At 43.4% G+C, this 19,779-nt stretch carries 11 protein-coding genes and 1 pseudogene; 7 read left to right on the plus strand and 5 right to left on the minus strand.

The features are described 5' to 3' along the window. Nucleotides 1-66: 66 nt before the first annotated feature. Both DWW86_RS14390 and DWW86_RS14395 read right to left on the minus strand, forming a co-directional pair. Nucleotides 67-914: pseudogene (locus DWW86_RS14390) on the minus strand (recombinase family protein); the annotation flags it as partial. Between the two features lie 271 nt (nt 915-1,185). Next, complete coding sequence (locus tag DWW86_RS14395; protein ID WP_117943784.1) at nt 1,186-2,001, minus strand: alpha/beta fold hydrolase; 816 nt, start codon at nt 1,999-2,001, stop codon at nt 1,186-1,188. 540 nt (nt 2,002-2,541) lie between these two features. Between DWW86_RS14395 and DWW86_RS14400 the strand changes: the two genes are divergently transcribed. Further along, nucleotides 2,542-4,839 (plus strand): glycoside hydrolase family 3 C-terminal domain-containing protein, encoded by a 2,298-nt coding sequence (locus DWW86_RS14400; protein ID WP_117943785.1) that lies wholly within the window; start codon nt 2,542-2,544, stop codon nt 4,837-4,839. Nucleotides 4,840-4,950: 111 nt separating this feature from the next. Here the strand turns inward: DWW86_RS14400 and DWW86_RS14405 are convergent, their stop codons facing one another. Both DWW86_RS14405 and DWW86_RS14410 read right to left on the minus strand, forming a co-directional pair. Further along, nucleotides 4,951-6,318, minus strand: a complete 1,368-nt coding sequence (locus DWW86_RS14405) for an MATE family efflux transporter (RefSeq protein WP_117943786.1) — start codon at nt 6,316-6,318, stop codon at nt 4,951-4,953. A 21-nt stretch (nt 6,319-6,339) separates the two neighbouring features. Beyond that, nucleotides 6,340-6,795 (minus strand): MarR family winged helix-turn-helix transcriptional regulator, encoded by a 456-nt coding sequence (locus DWW86_RS14410; protein WP_180201242.1) that lies wholly within the window; start codon nt 6,793-6,795, stop codon nt 6,340-6,342. Between the two features lie 257 nt (nt 6,796-7,052). On the opposite strand from DWW86_RS14410, the gene DWW86_RS14415 reads away from it, so the two are divergent. Next, a complete protein-coding gene (locus DWW86_RS14415) occupies nt 7,053-9,530 on the plus strand; it encodes a glycoside hydrolase family 2 protein (RefSeq protein WP_117943788.1) in 2,478 nt (825 codons plus the stop codon). A 21-nt stretch (nt 9,531-9,551) separates the two neighbouring features. On the opposite strand, the gene DWW86_RS14420 is transcribed toward DWW86_RS14415, so the two are convergent. After that, nucleotides 9,552-10,751 (minus strand): helix-turn-helix domain-containing protein, encoded by a 1,200-nt coding sequence (locus DWW86_RS14420; protein ID WP_117943789.1) that lies wholly within the window; start codon nt 10,749-10,751, stop codon nt 9,552-9,554. Between the two features lie 225 nt (nt 10,752-10,976). Between DWW86_RS14420 and DWW86_RS14425 the strand changes: the two genes are divergently transcribed. The 5 genes from DWW86_RS14425 to DWW86_RS14445 all read left to right on the plus strand — a co-directional run bounded on the left by DWW86_RS14425 (nt 10,977) and on the right by DWW86_RS14445 (nt 19,681). Further along, nucleotides 10,977-13,616, plus strand: coding sequence for a glycoside hydrolase family 3 protein (locus DWW86_RS14425; RefSeq protein ID WP_117943790.1), 2,640 nt, complete (start codon nt 10,977-10,979; stop codon nt 13,614-13,616). Between the two features lie 77 nt (nt 13,617-13,693). Beyond that, on the plus strand, nt 13,694-16,441 hold the full coding sequence (locus DWW86_RS14430) for an alpha-L-rhamnosidase (protein ID WP_117943809.1): 2,748 nt from the start codon (nt 13,694-13,696) through the stop codon (nt 16,439-16,441). Between the two features lie 97 nt (nt 16,442-16,538). After that, nucleotides 16,539-17,939, plus strand: coding sequence for an MFS transporter (locus DWW86_RS14435; protein ID WP_117943791.1), 1,401 nt, complete (start codon nt 16,539-16,541; stop codon nt 17,937-17,939). Nucleotides 17,940-18,864: 925 nt separating this feature from the next. After that, complete coding sequence (locus DWW86_RS14440) at nt 18,865-19,221, plus strand: TnpV protein (protein ID WP_117943792.1); 357 nt, start codon at nt 18,865-18,867, stop codon at nt 19,219-19,221. A 136-nt stretch (nt 19,222-19,357) separates the two neighbouring features. Next, a complete protein-coding gene (locus DWW86_RS14445; protein ID WP_004613237.1) occupies nt 19,358-19,681 on the plus strand; it encodes a hypothetical protein in 324 nt (107 codons plus the stop codon). The last annotated feature ends 98 nt before the right edge of the window (nt 19,682-19,779 follow it).

Here is a 19,779-nt window from a genome sequence, read left to right on the forward strand (position 1 = left end):
TTCCGCCGTTAAGTAATCAAGAAGCAAAAACTTAAAAACCGTTGCGATAAATTTTATAAATTCACCACCACAATCTGCGCAAAACATGAGTCCGGTTAACGGATTTGCTTTGCCCTGTGCTATTGGGCGGTGCTTGGTCTCTCTGATTTTCTGAACCACATACCAGGTGTCTTCATCAACAATAGCTTCCTGCGTATCTCTGAATATCATCCAGTCCTCCGGATTAGTATATTGGGAATGCTTGTCTTCGCAAGATAGTAGGATGGACGCTCAACCTTTTCGTTTGTGAGTATTCTGGCAACCTGCATCGGTCCATTCCCTTCAATAATTAACTGGAAAATACGTCTTACCACAGCAGCGGCTTCTTCATCAACAAGCCAGTGGTTGTTATCTTCCGGGTCTTTTTTGTATCCGTAGATGGCATTAGAAGTCAGATGTTTGCCTTCCATACCCTTGTTGCGAAGTACAGACTTGATTTTTCTGCTGGTATCACGCACATACCATTCATTCATAATGTTTAAGAATGGTGCAAATTCATTGGATTCAGAATGTGTGCTGTCAACACCATTGGAAATGGCAATAAAGCGGACGCCTTTTTCTCGGAATAAAACCTCCGTATAAAAGCCTACTTCCAGATAATTTCTGCCGATTCGACTCATATCCTTGACGATAACACATCCGATTTTTCCTTCTTCAATGTCGGCAGTCAACCGCTTCCAATCCGGTCTGTCAAAGTTAGTACCGCTATATCCATCGTCGGTATAGTGTGCAAGGTTCGTAAACCCCTGTTCTTTGGCATACTTTTCAAGCATTTTCTTCTGGTTTACAATGCTGTTGCTGTCCCCATTCAGTTCATTATCTCGTGACAGTCTTTCGTAAAGTGCTGTTATTTTGTTGTTGTCCGGTCTCTTCATAAAATCTCCTTTCCGAGGTAGCAATACCTCTGTGACCGGGCATCTATGGATGAATTTATTCTATCATACAGGGTCACTGCTATATAATCTTGTGATTCGGGAACAGATTTTCTAAAAATGACCATAAAAATGACAGGGCATGTAACCCTGTCATAAAGTTAGAAATTGTTCCTTCACTTATAGGAGAAATTCGAGGGGATAAACGGAACTGTTTTTTTCTAAACAATAGTATGTAAATGTTTACGACAAACTGCGATTTTCCTACGATTCATCATATCTTATTTATCAGTTTTTCTATTAACGAATTCACTTCCTCCGGTGCATCGGTATTTGAATTATGTCCTGCATTTTTAATCCATGCAATAGGAATTCCAGTATTTTTATGCCATGCATTATTGTAACGAATACAAGAACCGGCATGATCTTTTTCTCCACATATCAGTTGAGCCGGACAGTTTATCCTGTATGGAAGATTAGTTTCCATTGCTTCTGCCAATATTCTAAAACCATGACCTGCGATTTTGGCATATCTTTTTTGGTCACCATCGTAGATCATCATAATATCATGCATTAATTTTCTACCATATTCGGATGTAGCCACACCATTTGTTCCCGTTTTCAATAATGATTTCCAAGGATAGTATCTATATACTGGCTCCATTTTTTTCAGAAGCCACAGCTCGATTCCTGTTACATATTTTCTTTGTAAAGGAGCAGAATCAATAGAAATAAATCCTTTCAGCTTGTTGGGAAATAATTCTGCATACGCTTGACCAACATAACCTCCCATGGATTGTCCTATAATCACTGGATACCGAATGTTTTCCAAGCTCAAAATATCATCAAGCCATTTCGCTTTATCCGACAAAGAAAAATTAAATTCAAACGGCCAGGATTTTGCATGACCAGGTGCATCCCATACAAAAACATTATATATGCCTTCAAAGAATTCAATTTGTTTATCAAATAGTCTATGGTCGGCAGTTAAACCTGGAAGGAAAATCAAGGTTGCTTTTTCTGGATCTTGTCCCAGATTTATCCAATAATGAATACATCCACTTTGCGTTTTATATATCTTTTCATTCATTGCAAACACTCTTTCAAATTCAAGTTTTCTTTATTATAGTACTGATTAAAACGTGATACAACATATAAGAAGGACGGGACTAAATAAATGTCCTGTCCATATCATTATGCTATGAATATATCAGTTGTCAGGGCTCCAGCCTATCCGCAAATACAGTTCATAATCACGCTTATCATCAGAAGCTCCATGCGGAAGCGAAACGGCATTTATTATTATGTATATCCGTGTGTGTACCGGGATAAAAAACTGACCTGCCTTGCCTATGCAACGTCGAAAAGTCCGTTAGGGCCATTTACTTATCAGGGGATAATTATTGATAATGCCAAATGCGACCCGAAATCCTGGAATATACACGGAAGCAGAGCCGGGAACCTATGAAATCAAAGTAACCTGTAAAGGAGATGTGGTACTGCATTCCGTGACCATTCAGTAAAGGAAATGCAAACCTATTTTTACAATAAATAACTCAAAACTATAATACGAAAAGAAAAATATATGCTATCTTTATCCAAAAGAGAAAGATTGGCAGGAGGATGAAACATGGAAACAGCAAAAATAAAAGAATTGGTCTCCAGAATGACTCTGGAGGAGAAAGCATCTTTGTGTTCCGGGCTTGATTTCTGGCACACAAAAGGAGTGGAACGTCTCGGAATCCCTTCGGAAATGGTCTCAGACGGACCTCACGGACTCCGCAAGCAGGACGATAAAGCAGACCATTTGGGAATCAACGACAGCATTCAGGCTGTTTGCTTTCCAGCGGGATGTGCAACCGCATCCAGCTTTAACCGTGAGCTGGTGACAAAACTTGGAGAAACACTGGGGGAAGAGTGTCAGGCAGAAAATGTAAGCACAATCTTAGGCCCGGCTATGAACATTAAGCGTTCCCCGCTGTGCGGACGTAATTTTGAATACTATTCAGAGGACCCACTTGTGTCAACGGAAATGGCAGGTGCGCTTGTCCACGGCGTCCAGAGCAAACATATCGGAACAAGTCCGAAGCATTTTATGGCAAATAACCAGGAATATCACCGCTTAACAAGCTCTTCAGAAATGGATGAACGCACCATGCGTGAAATTTACCTTGCTTCTTTTGAAGGAATGGTAAAGAAGGAAAAGCCGTGGACCATTATGAACGCATACAACAAGCTGAACGGCACATACCTTTGTGAAAATAAAGAAATGCTCACAGATGTGCTCCGCAAGGAATGGGGATTTGACGGCTATGTAATGACAGACTGGGGTGCGATGAATGACCGTGTGGAAGCTCTGAAAGCAGGCTGCAATCTGGAAATGCCGTCCTGTGAAGGCGCTACGGATGTGGAAATTGTTGCCGCAGTACAGGACGGAACACTGGATGAATCTGTACTGGACAAGTCCTGTGAAGAATATTTGAATGTTATTTTCAAATATGAGGAAAACAGAGACAAAAACGCGGTATTTCAGCATGAAAAAGACCATGAGACAGCCCGGGAAATCGAAGAGGAGTGTATTGTGCTTCTGAAAAATGAGGATGCGCTTCTCCCGTTGTCCGCAGACAAAAAGGTGGCTTTTATCGGCAAATACGCCGAGGAACCACGCTATCAGGGCGGCGGAAGTTCCCACATCAACAGCTTTAAAACAGAATCTGCAATGGACGCCGTAGAATTTCTCGCAACTGTAAAAAAGGAAAACATCACATTTGCCAAAGGCTTTGATGATGTTGAGGATAAAGTGGATGAAGCATTGGCTGCAAAAGCCGTAGAGGCTGCTGCTAATGCGGATGTGGCGGTAATCTTTGCCGGACTGCCGGACAGCTTTGAATCCGAAGGGTATGACCGGAAGCATCTTGGGATGCCGAACTGCCAGAACGCACTGATTGAAGCGGTGGCGGAAGCACAGCCGAACACCATAGTTGTGCTTCACAACGGCGCTCCGATAGAAATGCCGTGGCTCGGAAAAGTAAAAGCCGTGCTGGAAGCCTACCTGGGCGGACAGGCTGTGGGCGGCGCAGTGGTCAATGTGCTTTACGGAAATGCAAATCCAAGCGGACGATTGGCGGAAACATTCCCACTTCGGATACAGGATACGCCGTGCTATTTGAATTACGGCGGAGAACATGACAAATCGGTTTATTCAGAGGGCGTATTTGTGGGATACCGCTATTACACATCCAAAGAAATGGAAGTCCTGTTCCCGTTCGGATACGGATTGTCTTATACGACCTTTTCTTACGGCAATCTTACGGTGGACAAAAAGGAGTTTAAGGAAAGTGAAAAACTGCTGGTATCCGTAGACGTAACAAATACAGGCGCATGTACAGGAAAGGAAGTCGTACAGCTTTACGTAGCGCCGAAGGGCGGAACAATCATCCGCCCGGTACGGGAGTTAAAAGCATTTGAAAAAACAGAACTTGCACCGGGTGAGACAAAAACCGTCACCTTTGAACTTGACAGCAGAGCCTATGCATACTGGAATACGGAAATCCATGACTGGCATGTGGAGACCGGAGCCTATGAAATCCAGATTTGCCGGAATGCACAGGAAGTGCTTCTGTCAGAGGAAGTACAGGTAGAATCAGAAACCGTCCTGCCGAAAGTGTATACCCTCAATTCCACAATGGGAGAAATCATGGCAGACCCGAAAGGAAAAGCCATATTGGAACAGGCAATGGGTGAAATGGAAGGAATGGACGGCGAGAGTACAGAGGAACAGATGCAGGATGATTCCGGAGTGATCAACGACGAAATGATGGCGGCAATGATGGAAGCCATGCCGCTCAGACAGATGCTGAGTTTTGTACCGGGAGTGACAAAGGAAGCACTGAACCAGCTTGTTGCAGCGCTAAACGCAGCAGAATAAACATACAGATCTACAAAAAAATACCGGAACAGGGGATTCAAGTTTCCTCTGTCCCGGTATTTTTCTAGGACCACCAGGTGTCAGGCATTATTAAATTTCCTAACTCAAAAATTATTTAACAAACAACTCCCGCAGTGCTTTTCGGAATTCGAAGAAGAACAGTACTGCAGTGAATGTGACCGCCAAGAAGTCTGCAATCGGCTCAGCCATATACACAGCCATTGTCTGGTTGCTATGTAAGATTGCCGGCATGATGTAGATCAACGGAATGAGAAGGATGAATTTTCTCATAACTGCAACGATGATCGATGCTTTAGCTCTTCCGATAGATGTAAATGTCATCTGGCAGGCAATCTGGATACCGAACATAAACAGACATGCCAGATAGATGCGCAGCGCTTTTGCAGTAAATGCAAGCAATGTGGCATCGGAGGTGAACATTCCTGCAAATACCTGCGGGAAGATCATGACGCAGAGCCACAGGAAAACGGAGTATGTCAGACTGACCTTCAAAAGAAGTTTAAAGGCAGATTTGACACGATCCACATTTTTGGCTCCGTAGTTGTAGCTGATGATCGGCTGTGAACCTTGTCCGACTCCCTGCAGCGGAAGCATGGCAAACTGCATAACACTTGTCAGGATTGTCATTGCACCAACTGCGATATCTCCACCGTATTTCAAAAGAGAAGAGTTGAAACAAACGGAGATGATACTTTCACTTGCCTGCATCACAAAGATGGAAGAACCGAGAGCGAGTGAAGGCAGGATAATCTTAGACTGAAGTTTCATATTGCAAACTTTCAGTTTCAATGTTGTCTTTTTTCCAAACAGGAACGTCAGAACCCAGATGCAGGAGCAGGCCTGAGAAATAACAGTGGCAAGGGCAGCACCGCGGACTCCGAGTCCAAATCCAAAGATGAAGATCGGATCCAGGATAATATTGGTAACAGCACCGATCAATACGGAGAGCATACCGGTTTTGGCAAATCCCTGAGCTGTGATAAACGCGTTCATTCCAAGTGTGAGTTGTACAAAAAGCGTTCCGATAGCGTAAATGTTCATATAGGAAACAGCATATTCAATCGTGTTCTCACTTGCTCCAAAAGAAAGCAGGAAAGTCCGGTTTCCAATCAGAAGCACGATAGTAAGGATCGCAGATATGATGAGCTGTGTGAGAAAACAGTTGCCGAGGGTTTTCTCAGCAGACTCTGTATCTCTCTGTCCCATGAAAATAGATGCGCGCGGGGCCCCACCGTTTCCGACAAGGGCAGCGAATGCCGCTACGATCATGATCAGTGGCATACAAACACCTACGCCGGTCAGTGCAAGAGCACCTACATTTGGAATGTGACCAATGTAGATACGGTCTACGATATTGTAAAGCATGTTGATCATCTGTGCTGCAACGGTAGGCAGTGCCAGACGCAATAACAATTTACCGATAGGTTCGGTTCCTAAAAAATTCTTGTTCTCGTTCATTTCTCATTCTTCCTTTACAAATTATTTGTCTGAGTTCTGTTGCTGCATTTTGAATGCATTTTTTGCATTTTCCATCAGTTTCCGGTTCAAAAATTCCAGCTGCTCTTCCTCTTCTTTGGAAAAACCATGGAAAAGCTCTGTACGGAATGTCTCCTTTATCGTATCAATCTCATTCGTGATTGGAATTGCATCCGGAAGCAGCTCAAGATGAATCCTTCGCCGGTCATTTTCATCCGGAATCCGTTTCAGTAAAGATTTTTGAATCAGCAGTTCTACAGCCTGAGAGACATTTCCCTTGGAAAGCATCCGTAGTTCTACGATGTCAGCAGCTGTGTCACGACCCGGATTATTATAGAGAAAACTGATGATCGTTGTCTCAATCAATGTCAGCTTATGCCGTCTGCATATTTCTTTCAGCATACATTCGTACAGTTTGTTCAGTTGCCGGAATTGTACAAGAAAATGGGTTGAATTCATTATCCAAAACTCCTTTTGTGTTCAGATACAGAATGATTCGATTGAGTTCAACCAAAATGTATCACAGAACAGTTTTAAATAAAACAGTTCTAAAAAGAACTTTTAATTGTAATCATACGCACAAAAAGAGATTTGTCAAGAATAATTTGAAAAATTGTGTTACAAAATTATAATAATAAATTTATATTTATAATACGGAATACTCTTCAACTGTTAGAATAGTAAAAAAATGAACAAGCTGCATTAGGGAGGTCCGAATGAAAAAAATATCTTTAAACAAGAATTGGCAGTTTGCCAAAGGAACCATAACAATGATGGAGTTAATGATGGGAGACGCAGGAAATATAGAAAATATTGATTTGCCCCATGATGCCATGATTTATCAGGAAAGAACTCCGGCAACTGCGAATGCACATCAGACAGGATTTTATCCGGGCGGTGAATATACATACATGAAAAAGTGGGAGATTCCGGAAGCGTGGAGGGGATATACAGTTGTTTTGGAATTTGAAGGTGTTGCAGATACCTGCCGTATTTATATGAACGGGGATCTTGTAACAGAGCATGTGAATCCATATACAGGTATTTTTGCAGACGTCAGCGGTTATCTGAAGTATGGCCAGGAAAATGAACTGAAAGTAGAAGTATGCAGTATAGAGCAGTCCAGCCGTTGGTATAGTGGTGCGGGGTTATACCGTTCTGTGTATGCATGGGTGGGAAAGACTGTGCATATTCCTGCCCAGGGGGTGCGTGTTACAACAAGAGAAGCTGACTGTGAGGCGGCAGTCGTGGAAGTAGAGGTTCCAATCTGTAATCGGGGAATGGTTTCCGAAACGGTACAGGTGGAAATTACATTGACCGGACCGAATGGGGCAGAAGCAGCCGCAGAGCACATACCGGTAACTGTTTTTGGAGAAAGCACGCAGATGTGCTGTCAGTGTTTGCTTGTAGAGCATCCTGCATTGTGGAGTGATGAAACACCAAATCTATACTCCTGCCGGATTACAATTTCTGAGGATGAAAATCCGATAGACAGTGTAAATATTTCAACAGGAATCCGTACACTTCGGCTGAATGCAAAACATGGTCTGTTGGTGAACGGTAAACCAACGAAACTGAGGGGGACTTGTATTCACCATGATAATGGGATTATCGGAGCGGCAACATTTCCAGATGCGGAGTATCGGCGTTGCCGCCAGATGAAGGAAGCCGGATTTAACGCTCTTCGAAGTGCACATCATCCGATGAGTAAGGCAATGCTGGATGCCTGTGATAAGCTGGGCGTGTTGGTGATGGATGAACTGAGTGATATGTGGACTCGGACAAAGAATCCCCATGACTATGCAAATTATTTTCCGACACATTGGAAGCAGGATGTGTGGGACATGGTGGAAAAAGACTATAATCATCCATGCGTGATTTTGTACTCGACCGGAAATGAGATTCCGGAGGCGGGCACTCAAAAAGGGGCAGAATGGAATCGGAGGATTCATGCAGAAATGAAACGGCTGGATGCCACACGCTATACGACGAACGGAATCAATGGTCTGATGGCAGGAAATGACCGAATGGGCGAAATTATGTGCCAGGCTACAGGGATGACTCCGGAGCAGCTTGAAGCGATGCAGCAGCCGGATGAGCAGAAGCGTGGAGGCGCAGATGAAATCAATGGGATGGCTGAGGTTATGGTGGGACCGCTGGCAGATGCGATTGCCACCAGTCCGATTCTGGAAGAAATGATAGGAGAATTTGCTGCGGCAAATGACATTGCCGGATATAATTATCTGACGGCATTACATGAAGAAGATCACATACGTCATCCGAATCGGGTTGTGCTTGGCACAGAGACTTTTCCGGCGGACATTGTTCATTTGTGGGATATCGTAAAGCGCAATCCACATGTGTTAGGAGACTTTACATGGACCGGATATGATTATCTGGGAGAGGCCGGATGCGGTATATTCCATTATAATGGAGGAGTGAATTTTTCAGCGCATTGGCCGGACAGACTGGCAGGTATCGGTGACATTGATATTCTTGGTGATCGTAAACCAATCAGTTATCTACGGCAGGCAGTATTTGGAATTGGCCATGCACCATCTATCGGTGTACTTCGGATGGATAAGGCAGGAATTGAAGTCGGAAAAACACCGTGGATGTGGAAGGATAACCTTGCAAGCTGGACATGGCCGGGATATGAAGGGGAAACAGCAAGTGTGGATGTTTATGCCAATGCAGATGAGGCAGAACTGTTCTTGAATGGGGAAAGTCTGGGACGAAAGTCGATTGGCGGAGTATATGTTGTGACGTATGAGGTACCTTATCATCCGGGAAAGCTAGAGGCAGTCAGTTATCTGAACGGAGTGGAGGCAGGCCGGGCTGTCTTACAGACAGCAGGGAAAGCGGTGAAGCTTAAGGTTGAAGCCGACCGGAATGAACTTCCTGCTGACGGAGAAAGTCTTACTTTCGTAAAAATCAGACTGGAAGACGCAGCAGGAAATTTCAATCGTCGGGAAAGTGCAGCAGTTACAATTAAAGTAGAGGGATGTGCTGCATTGCAGGGATTCGGAAGTGCAGACCCGAGCTGCGAAGGAAGTTACCAGTCTCATACATGGAATACCTATGACGGCAGTGTAATGGCAGTAATCCGGGCTGCAAAATGTTCGGGGAAGGCAGTCGTAACCATTTCAGCGGTAAATTTTGCAGAAGAAAAACTCGTTCTGAACATCAAATAGAAAGATGCCCCGCCTGGTATATTAGTAGATTTTGTGGGTCTGATTCCGATACTGTGTCGGAGTCAGACCATATTTTTTCTTAAATACAGTCTGAAAGTAAGACTGACTGGAAAAACAAAGATAGTTACTGATTTCGCTTAATGTCTTATCCGAATATGTCAGGAGACTTTTTGCCTCTTCCAGCTTACACCGCATAATGAAGCTGCAGACATCGAAGCCGAGCTCTTTTTTGAACTTGTTTGTCAAATAAGAGCGGCTTCTTCCGATATGCTCAGCTACATCGCCAACCTGAATGGATTCGTTGATGTGGTGAGTAATAAACTGAATACACTCAAATATTTCCAGAGACATTCCCTGAGGAATTTTATTTTGCGAAACCCGTTCCGTAAAATCAATCAGCATAGAATAAGACAAGGTTTCAATGTGGGAAATATTCTGCAGCTTTTCACATTCACGGATATATACATCGGCAAGCTGGTAAGCCTGTTCCATATCCATTCCTCCGGCAATGGCACTTCTTGTAACAATTGCAACAGTTGTAATGAAAACATTCTTTTCCTGCCGGAGGGAGTTGTCAGCCATAAGACCACCCGATAATTCGGAGGGGGTGTTTAACAATGTTTTCATTTTTTCGACGTCTCCATTTTGAATATACTGCAGAAGTTTCTGTTCAAACTGGTAGGTATTATGAAAATGCTGTTCTTCCTTTGCATTCATCACCTGATTGGAATGTACATTGGAAAACTCGCTGATGCTGCTTGTGTTTTCCAGATTAAAATGCTGTCCAACAGAAATATATTCATCGTTGAAACACAGGTGAAGCCAGGCAAGTGTCTGGAGAAACTGGTTAAAGGAAATCTGAGGAATATTGACCAGAAATTGGAGTATATCCGGTTTGTGTTCCTGACTGATTGCCCATTCCTGCATGAAAGTGCGAAGTGTAAGATCTGAAATAGGTGTGCTGAATACAGGGCCAATGATGATTACGCAATCAGCATGCTCCGGCTTTATATAACCATAATAGCCGAAGGACTGCGAGATAAAATAGTCCGGGTTTTTTGTGAAATGTCGGAAACCGGACAGGATGCCTTTAAAAACAGACGGATCTTCCAAAATCGAAGGAAAGGAACAGTCATTGTCGGGTGAAGCGTGGTAATAGCCAATCGGTATGGAGGTTGATGCATAAAATAATTCACAAAATGCCTTTAAATCAGTAATCATGGAAGACTCCTCCAGGTAAAACCGTACTTTTAAACTCTCTTTGAAATGGATGTAATACTAATTATAAGGTGTTCTATTTATAAAAACAAGGACAAAATTGAAATATTGTAATCAATATTGTAATACAAAAATTATATGGTTTGATATTTTATAGATAACTCGTAACTGTGAGGGTACTGAACAGTTACGATAACTCAATGAAAGTATTTAAAAGGAGAACTCAACATGGGAATGGAAGATTTTTGGGAACAGCTTCCGACAGGAAAAGAAGATAAACCATTGCTTTTTGAAATGGGACCGCTGGAGTACGATTTTCATGATATTGACGGATTGTATTTTATGCTGGATCGTCGACTATCCGGCTGTCTGCTTATGATGTGGGCAAAGCCGATGAATCCGGATATTCAGGGAACCGTCACCTTAGATAGCAGGGTGGTATCCGGCTGTATCAACCAATATATGGAAGTTATGGGAAATATGTGGGTGCTTGGAATTCCGCTTCGGGGACTTGTGACAGAGTACGGTCGGGAATATCAACTTCACGTGGAAGGTTTTGTGGACATGGATGGGAATGAGATGAATCCGCAGGATTTTACGGTCAGAGGTGTGGAAAAAGTGAAACCGAAGCCGGAAGATGCAGCACATGAACAGATTGCACTGGAAGCCGCCAGGGAGGGAATCGTTCTTTTGAAAAATGAGGCGGAAGTTCTTCCACTGAAGAAGGGAACGGTATTGAATCTGTTTGGCAGAGGTATTCACGAATTTCGTATCGGAGCAGTGGGGGCAGGCAAAATCAATCCTCGCTACAGTGTTAATTTTGTGGAGGCTGTCAGGGAAGGAGAAGCTTATTCACTGAATGAAGAACTGGTTGAATTTTACGGCTGTGACAGGGATGAGATACCGGAGGACGAGATGTTGATGCGTGCAAAGAAATTGTCCGATACGGCAATCGTGTTCCTGACACGTGCAGCAGGAGAAAACCAGGATGCTTCCACGGCGAAAGGGGAATACTATCTGAGCGAGGCTGAAGAAGCACTTATTGCAAAAGTAACGGATACATTTGCAAAGACAATTGTGGTTTTAAATGTCGGATATCCGATTGATGTGACATTTGCAGAAAAGTATGCAGTTGCAGGACTTATATATTCGGGATTTGGTGGAATGCTTGCAGGACCGGCACTTTCGGATATCCTGAGTGGGGCTGTAAATCCGTCAGGGAAGCTGCCGGATACATGGGCAAAGGATTATTTTGATATTCCGTCGTCGAAAAATTTCTATGACTGTGTAGATAAAACACGTCTGACAGCAGATGAAAATATATATGTGGATACTTGTTACGAGGAAGACATTTATGTGGGATATCGTTATTTTACAACATTCAGGAAAAAAGTGGCGTATCCGTTTGGCTACGGATTAAGTTATACAGAGTTTTGTATCAGGCAGGAGAATATTCGATTTGACGGGGAAGTACTGGAACTGGATGTATATGTGAAGAATGTCGGGGAAAAAGCCGGAAAAGAAGTTGTTCAGGTTTATGTAGGCAAACCGGAATCAGAACTGGAGCAGCCGGAAAAAGAACTGGTATTCTTTGAAAAAACAAAGGAACTGCTTCCGGGAGAGGAACAGAAGATTCCTGTTCATGTTCCGGTGAAAGTATTGACTTCATATTCGGAAGAAAAAGCGGCGTATATTTTATCAAAAGGATATTACCGTATTTATGTGGGAAACAGTATTGAAGCAGCGGAATGCGGCGGATTCGACGAAGAAGAAACAAGAATAATCAAACAGGTAACCAATCTGCTTTGCTGCGATTACAAATTTACAAGATTATCCAAAACAAATCCGGATGATACATGGCCGACAGGAGCGCATTCCGGAGTGGTCAAAAATAAGTTGACATTTTTGCCTTATGAGAAGAGGAAACATTATCCTGCAAAGTTTGATATGGAGAAACCGGAAGAGAAGGTAACATTTGATGCTGTAAGAAAAAATCCGTCACGTGCGGCTGAGTTTGTGGCACAGATGTCACCGGAGGAACTTGCCCGCATCAGCATCTGTGCCTCGGCAGGGTGGGGAATGGAAGGTATCGGTGAGGCAGGTCGTGTATTTCAGACAGAAGGATATGATTTGCCGGACTTTCCGGTGAGCGATGGAAACAGCGGAGTCAATCTGAACATCAAAAATATTGGAATGCCGTCAGGCGTTACAATCTGTGCTTCGTTCAATAAAGAATTATCGGAAGCAATCGGGTGTGTAATCGGGGAAGAAGCGAAGGCATTGGGCATGCCGCTGGTTCTTGCACCAGCATTTAATATTCACAGAAATCCGCTAAATGGACGACAGCCGGAATATTTTTCGGAAGATCCGTATTTGTCCGGTGTCATGGCCGGATTTTATGCAAAAGGATTGGAAGGAGCCGGGATCGGAAGCTGCTATAAACATTTTATCGGGAACAACTGTGAATCTTCCAGAAAGCGAAATCAGAGTCTGATTTCCGAACGTGCAATCCGGGAAATTTATTTCCGAACTTTTGAATATGCGATGGATGTTCATATGCCAGCCAGCTTTATGACGGCGTATAATGCGGTAAACGGCTGCCCGACAGCAGCGGATGAAGAACTTCTACAGGGGCTTCTCAGAGAAGAAAATGGGTTTGCCGGTTTTGTAATGACGGATTGGACAACCTATGACAGTGTAGATGTGGCAGCAATGGTACAGGCGGGAAACTGCTGGATTACGCCGGGCTCTAATGATGATACATATACCGGTCAGATAAAGAAAGGATTGGAGAACGGTACCATAGACATGGCAAGACTTCAGGAGAATGTTACCGCTCTGATTCGTACAATGGCAAAATTTTCGTAACTGTTCAGTACCCTCACAGTTACAAATTTTCATAGAATAGAAAGAATCAGAAAAACAAAAAGAGAGAGGAAATGCATATGATTCGTGATTTGACAATAGAATACAGAAAAAATCCGATAGGAATCGATGAGAAACCACGTTTCTCATGGAAGTTGGAGAGTGAAAAGCAGGATGTTGTGCAGACAAACTACCAGATTCAGGTTGTCAGCGGAGGCCGGCTTATGTGGGACAGCGGCCGGGTGAAAAGCGACCAATCCGTTCTGGTGCCATATAAGGGTGCTGCATTGAAAGAGATGACTGTTTATCAGGTGCAGGTCAGTGTATGGGATAATTACGGAGAGCTGGGACAGGTGACAGGAAACTTTGAAACCGGTTTGATGAGAGAAGAAAACTGGAATGCAAAATGGATTACCCATACACTTCCGGCTGAAGAGACTGCATGTCCGGTATTTGTCCGCAGCTTTTCTCTGGACAGACCAGTGAAGAGAGCAAGGCTGTATGCGACTGCCTGTGGTGTATATGAGGCATTTATTAACGGAAGGAAAACAGGAGACTTGTTCCTGGCTCCGGGCTGGACATCTTATCATCACCGACTGCAGTATCAGACTTATGATATTACGGAACTCCTGGAAAAAGATAATGAGATTACGGTTACTGTAGGAAACGGGTGGTATAAGGGAGAACTCGGGTTTGATGCAAGACCAAATCTTTACGGCGACAGAACGGCTTTGCTGGCAATGGTGCGTATCGAGTACGAAGACGGGGAAATTATCTGCATCGGCACTGATACGGACTGGCATGTGGAAACAGGAGAAATTCTGTTTTCCGAGATTTATCACGGTGAGATACAGGATTATACAAAAGAAAGAAGGCAGGTAGGAAAGGCAGTTCTGTTTGAACATACGGATGATATCGGGCAGATTGTGGCGCAGGAATCCGAGCCGGTCCGGGTAACGAAACGGTTTGATGTAAAGGAAAGGATCGTGACTCCAAAAGGAGAATTGGTGTTTGATTTCGGACAGAATATGGCAGGACTGGTAGAAATACGACTTCCAAAACTTATTGGAGACAGATTAGTTATTCGATATGCAGAAACACTGGATAAAGATGGAAACTTCTATACAGAGAATCTGCGGACGGCAAGATGTACAGATACATTCGTATACGGAGAAAAGCAGGTGGGAATGCTTGTGATGCCGCACTTCACTTTCCACGGATTCCGTTATATTTGTGTGGAAGGCGCAGGAACGGAAACAGAGGCATCGGATTTTACGGCATGTGCAATGCACACAGACATGCAGCCGACAGGAACATTCACATCCGACAACACGTTGGTTAACCAACTGCAGAGTAATATACAGTGGGGACAGAGAGGCAACTTCCTCGATGTTCCGACAGACTGCCCACAGAGAGATGAACGGTTGGGCTGGACCGGAGATGCACAGGTATTCTGTGGCACAGCCTCCTATAATTTCCACACGGCATTATTTTTCCGAAAATGGCTGCGGGATATGGCAGCAGAGACCACTCCGGAGTGGGGCGTACCTCATGTTGTTCCGAATATTCTCGGAAATCAGGCGGGAGCAGCGGCATGGAGCGATGCTGCGACAATCATTCCGTGGACGATTTATAAGGTTTACGGGGATAAAGAGATGCTTGCGGAGCAATTCCCGATGATGAAGAACTGGGTGGATTATATACATGCGAGAGTCTCGAAAAACGGATTGTGGCAGAGTGGATTCCAGTATGGAGACTGGCTGGCGCTGGACATAGAATCCGGAAGCACCGACCGGACAGGCGGAACGGACAAATATCTGGTGGCAAATGCTTATTACGCATATTCGACCAGGATTGTGCGGGATGCTGCGGATGCATTGGGGTATGCAGAGGAAGCAAAAGCATACGGTGACTTATATGAAAAAATAGTAGAAGCCATTCATGTGGAATACGTGACAAGAAGCGGACGAATGGTCAGTGAGACACAGACAGCCTGTGTGCTGATGCTGTACTTTGACTTGATAAAACCGGAATTTCGCAATCGGATTTTGGAGACATTGGAGTTAAATATCGGGGCACACCATAATCATCTGACGACAGGTTTTGTGGGTACACCGTATCTGTGTCATTGTTTGTCAGAAAACGGTCTTCACGGGTTGGCGGATGAAATCTTTATGAAAGAGGATTTTCCGGGCTGGCTCTATGCAGTAAAGAAAGGCGCAACGACAATCTGGGAGCGTTGGAATTCCATTCTGCCAAATGGGGATTTTGACGAATCAGGTATGAACTCCCTGAACCATTATGCGTACGGTTCGATTGGAAGCTGGTTGTACGAAAAAGTTGCAGGAATACGCTGTATGGAACCGGGATATAAGAAAATACGGATTCAGCCGACGCTGACAAAGGGAATGACAGAGGTGTCCGCAGCTTATGAATCCATATATGGAACAATCGTAAGTGCATGGAGCTGTAGAGAAGGAAAAATCTGTGTGGATGTGCAGATTCCGGTGAATACAACGGCTGTTATCCAGCTTCCGGAGAAAGAAGCGGAATTTACGGTTGGTTCCGGCAGATATCATTACGAGTACAAAACGGATACAAATCTGAAATTCGAGAAATATTCGTTGGAGTCAACACTCGGAGAGTTGGTCGCCGAAGAACTTGGCCGCAATATGTTTGAAGAAATGATGCCGGGAATGCTGGAAGACCCGCTGATTCAGTTTGCATTGTCCATGACCATATCCGATCTGCTTGTGCAAGATGCGCAGGCAAAGCCAATGTATCTGGCAGTCATTGATGCGCTGAACGCTACAAATTCAAAATTATAAAAATTAAGCTAAAATTAAAATACAGACAAATAGGAATGTGATATTTTAAGCTTACAAGATATCAAGGAAATGTGATACGAAATGAAGGAGGGACACAATGAGTAAAAAACCATTAGGAAAGGACAAATTTGGCGTTCAGAAAGTAATGCGCGTGAAGGATTACTTCGGAGATGCTACGGGACAGTTCGCATTGAATGCGATGTCCACACTGGTAGGACAGCTTACATACTTCTATACGGATAAGGTTGGCATGGCTGCTGGGGCGATTGCAACAATGTTTATTGTCTGTAAGATTATTGACGCATTTACAGACCTGATTATGGGAAATATCATTGACCATACAAAACCGGGAAAAGAAAAATATCGTCCGTGGCTTTTGAAAGCGGGAATTCCGGCAGGTATTGTAATGGTTCTGATGTTTACGGTGCCGAAAATAGGAGATATGGGACAGATTATTTACGTGACAATAACGAACATTCTTCTGACAGCAGTATTATATACGGCAATGGCAATCCCTTATAACTCGCTTATGACCGTTCGTACGAACAGCCAGGAAGAACGAGGCATCATGGGAACATGGAGAGCGGCGACCGGTTATGTGGCAGGTATGATATTTGCAATCTGTATGATTCCGATTACGAATGCACTGGGCGGAAACCAAAACGCATGGATTAAATTTGGCTTTATCATGGGAATTATTGTAATACTGGCAGCCTTGATTTGTTATGCAACAAGCCGTGAGACAGCAACAGAGGCAGGAGCGGTAGTAGAAGCGAAAGAAGAGGATGAAGAAGTGATTCCGTTTAAGGAAGCGCTTGGAAAGCTGTTCCACAACAAATACTGGGTGATTGTTCTTGTGGTGAATCTGCTCTCATGCATTATATATGGTCTTACAGCGGGTGCGGGAGTATATTACTGTAAATGGATTTTCGGCAATGACAACCTGGTCGGCGTTCTCGGAGGAATCGGAATGATTCCGACCCTGTTAGGATTCATATTTGTAGGACCGATGATTAAGAAACTTGGTGTTGTGAAAACGCTGCTGGTGAGCTTTGCAATGGGTGCAGGAGCAAATATACTGCTTCTCTTCACAAAAGACATCTTTTTCTGCTACGCATTATTCGGAAGTATTACAACATTTGCAACCATTCCGATGATGTGTCTGGTTGGAGTTATGACGGCAATGTCAATTGATTATAATGAATATAAATATGGTGTAAGAATGGTAGCAACCTCCAACAGTGCATCCAGCTTTGGCGGTAAAGTGGGAAGCGGGCTCGGAACATCTATTATCGGCTGGTTCCTTGCGGCAGTCGGCTATGATGCTGCACTGACTGCAGCGCCGGCAGCTACAAAAATGGCAATTTACGGATTCACTATTGTAACACCGTTAGTGATATTTGTTATTATGTTTATTCTTGTAAGCAAGTTTGATCTGGAAAAAACACTTCCTGCGATGAAAGAAGAAATTGCAAAAAGAAAAGCACAGAATGCCTAAAAAAACGCCAAAAAGCTTCCTGTATAATTTAAATAGGTCAAGAGATTGACAAAAAAATACCTCAAGTAAAATTAGATTATTACTGACCGGCAAGTTGGTAAAATCTAACGAATACAAGAGGTATCTACAATGAATATTAAAGGTTCAAAGAAGAAAAATCAAGTTTTATCAGTAAATAAGAGATTCAACAGTAACGGATTTTATTCAGTGTATTGAGTGTGAATATAGCAAAAATTGCCGCTTAGTTTAGCAGACTGGGGCGGCTATTTTTGTGTCTTATTGCTTCCTATTGTGTATCCGAGACTGAAAGCTGTCAAGTATAGGCTAATAACAGCAATCAGACCTTCAAGCGTCAACATTGGCATCCCCTCCTTTAGCAAGATTTCCGTCAGCCGAGCTGGGGATTTCTATGTAATCGGAGGGGTGCTGAGTGCCGGTGGCACTCGTTTAGCACCGACCGTAACGGAGTGTAGACCACAGTCCCTCCGTAGAAGGACTAACCGCCTACCGTGTAGGTAGCACCCGTAGAACGATCATAACAACCTGTGAGTGTATATGCAATCCTAAATTTGTTTTTATTGAGTGTTCACCAAAGAAGTTGTGATAACAGTATGATAACAAAATAATTCAAAATCAGAAAAACGCTCCGGATTTCCGGCTGAAAATGATAATAAAAAGACAGAAATATACGAAAAAAACGTCTTAATATGCAAGACCGATACCGTGAAGGTGGACGTACTGTAGGATCAGGACGTGTTGCTACAATCATCGAGTAATACAATCTGAATATAGATTTGTTATCGCAAGATAACGTTGTGTCCAAACGTAAGATACCCCGGAACCGCAAGGTTTCCGGGGTTTTTCTGTTACATGAAAGATTTGAATACAGCTATAAAGAATAGCGAACAAATTAAGACAGGCAGGTATGGGAAGCAATGGATTAAGTTACACACTGCATGGAGACTATTACCTGTCGGATCTGGTAGTGAATGAGGAAGAACCGACCTATGGTAAATATGGAATGCTGCGGAAACAGTTCCTGAAAGAGCATAGATCGGCACGATACCAGTATTTATTTATGACTGGGGAACTGACGGCACATCTGAACCGAGTCGACCAGGAGGCTAGAGAGCAGGTGGAAATCTTGGTAAAGCAGATGGTGGAAAAACAGGGTGTGACGGAACAACTGAAAGTGCAGGATCTGATGAAATGGGTTGGATTGATAAATAATATAAAGGCATATGCGGAGGAAATTGTGTTGAAAGAGAGCGTGTATATGTGAGCAGAAAGGGCAGTCGGAAGGCTGCTCTTTGGCCATCTAAGAATAGAGTTATGGGATAGAATATGATAAAATGTAAGAGATAAATCGGAATTTATCAGAAAATGAGGAATAGTTGAAATGGAGGCGGTATAATAACATGAAGATTGAAGGGAACCAGAAAGAACTGGATGCAATGGTAGAATTTCATAAGGGAAACCGTGTCGAGGGACTGAGACTGCAAGAAGAATTTGCAGCGGAATTTCGTAAGGAGTATAAAGACAAAGATCACTGTCCTTGCCTGAAAGCCTGTCGTTATCACGGAAACTGTAAGGAATGTGTAGCAATCCACAGAGCGCATCAGGAACATGTTCCTAATTGTATGCGACCATTGATTAATAAAAAATTGAAATTGATGTCAGAATTAACAGAGCATACCTTGGCAAATGAAATAGAAGCTCCACATGAGATTTTAAGAAAATAGGCAAGTCAAATTTCAGTTTGTATAATTGAAAAAATGAAAAACGCGTAGACAACTGTGTCTATTAGTGAAAATACGACATTTCTCGCTTTGTGTCGTGT

The sequence above is a fragment of the Ruminococcus sp. AF17-22AC genome (assembly GCF_003460065.1).
GTDB lineage: Bacteria > Bacillota > Clostridia > Lachnospirales > Lachnospiraceae > Blautia_A.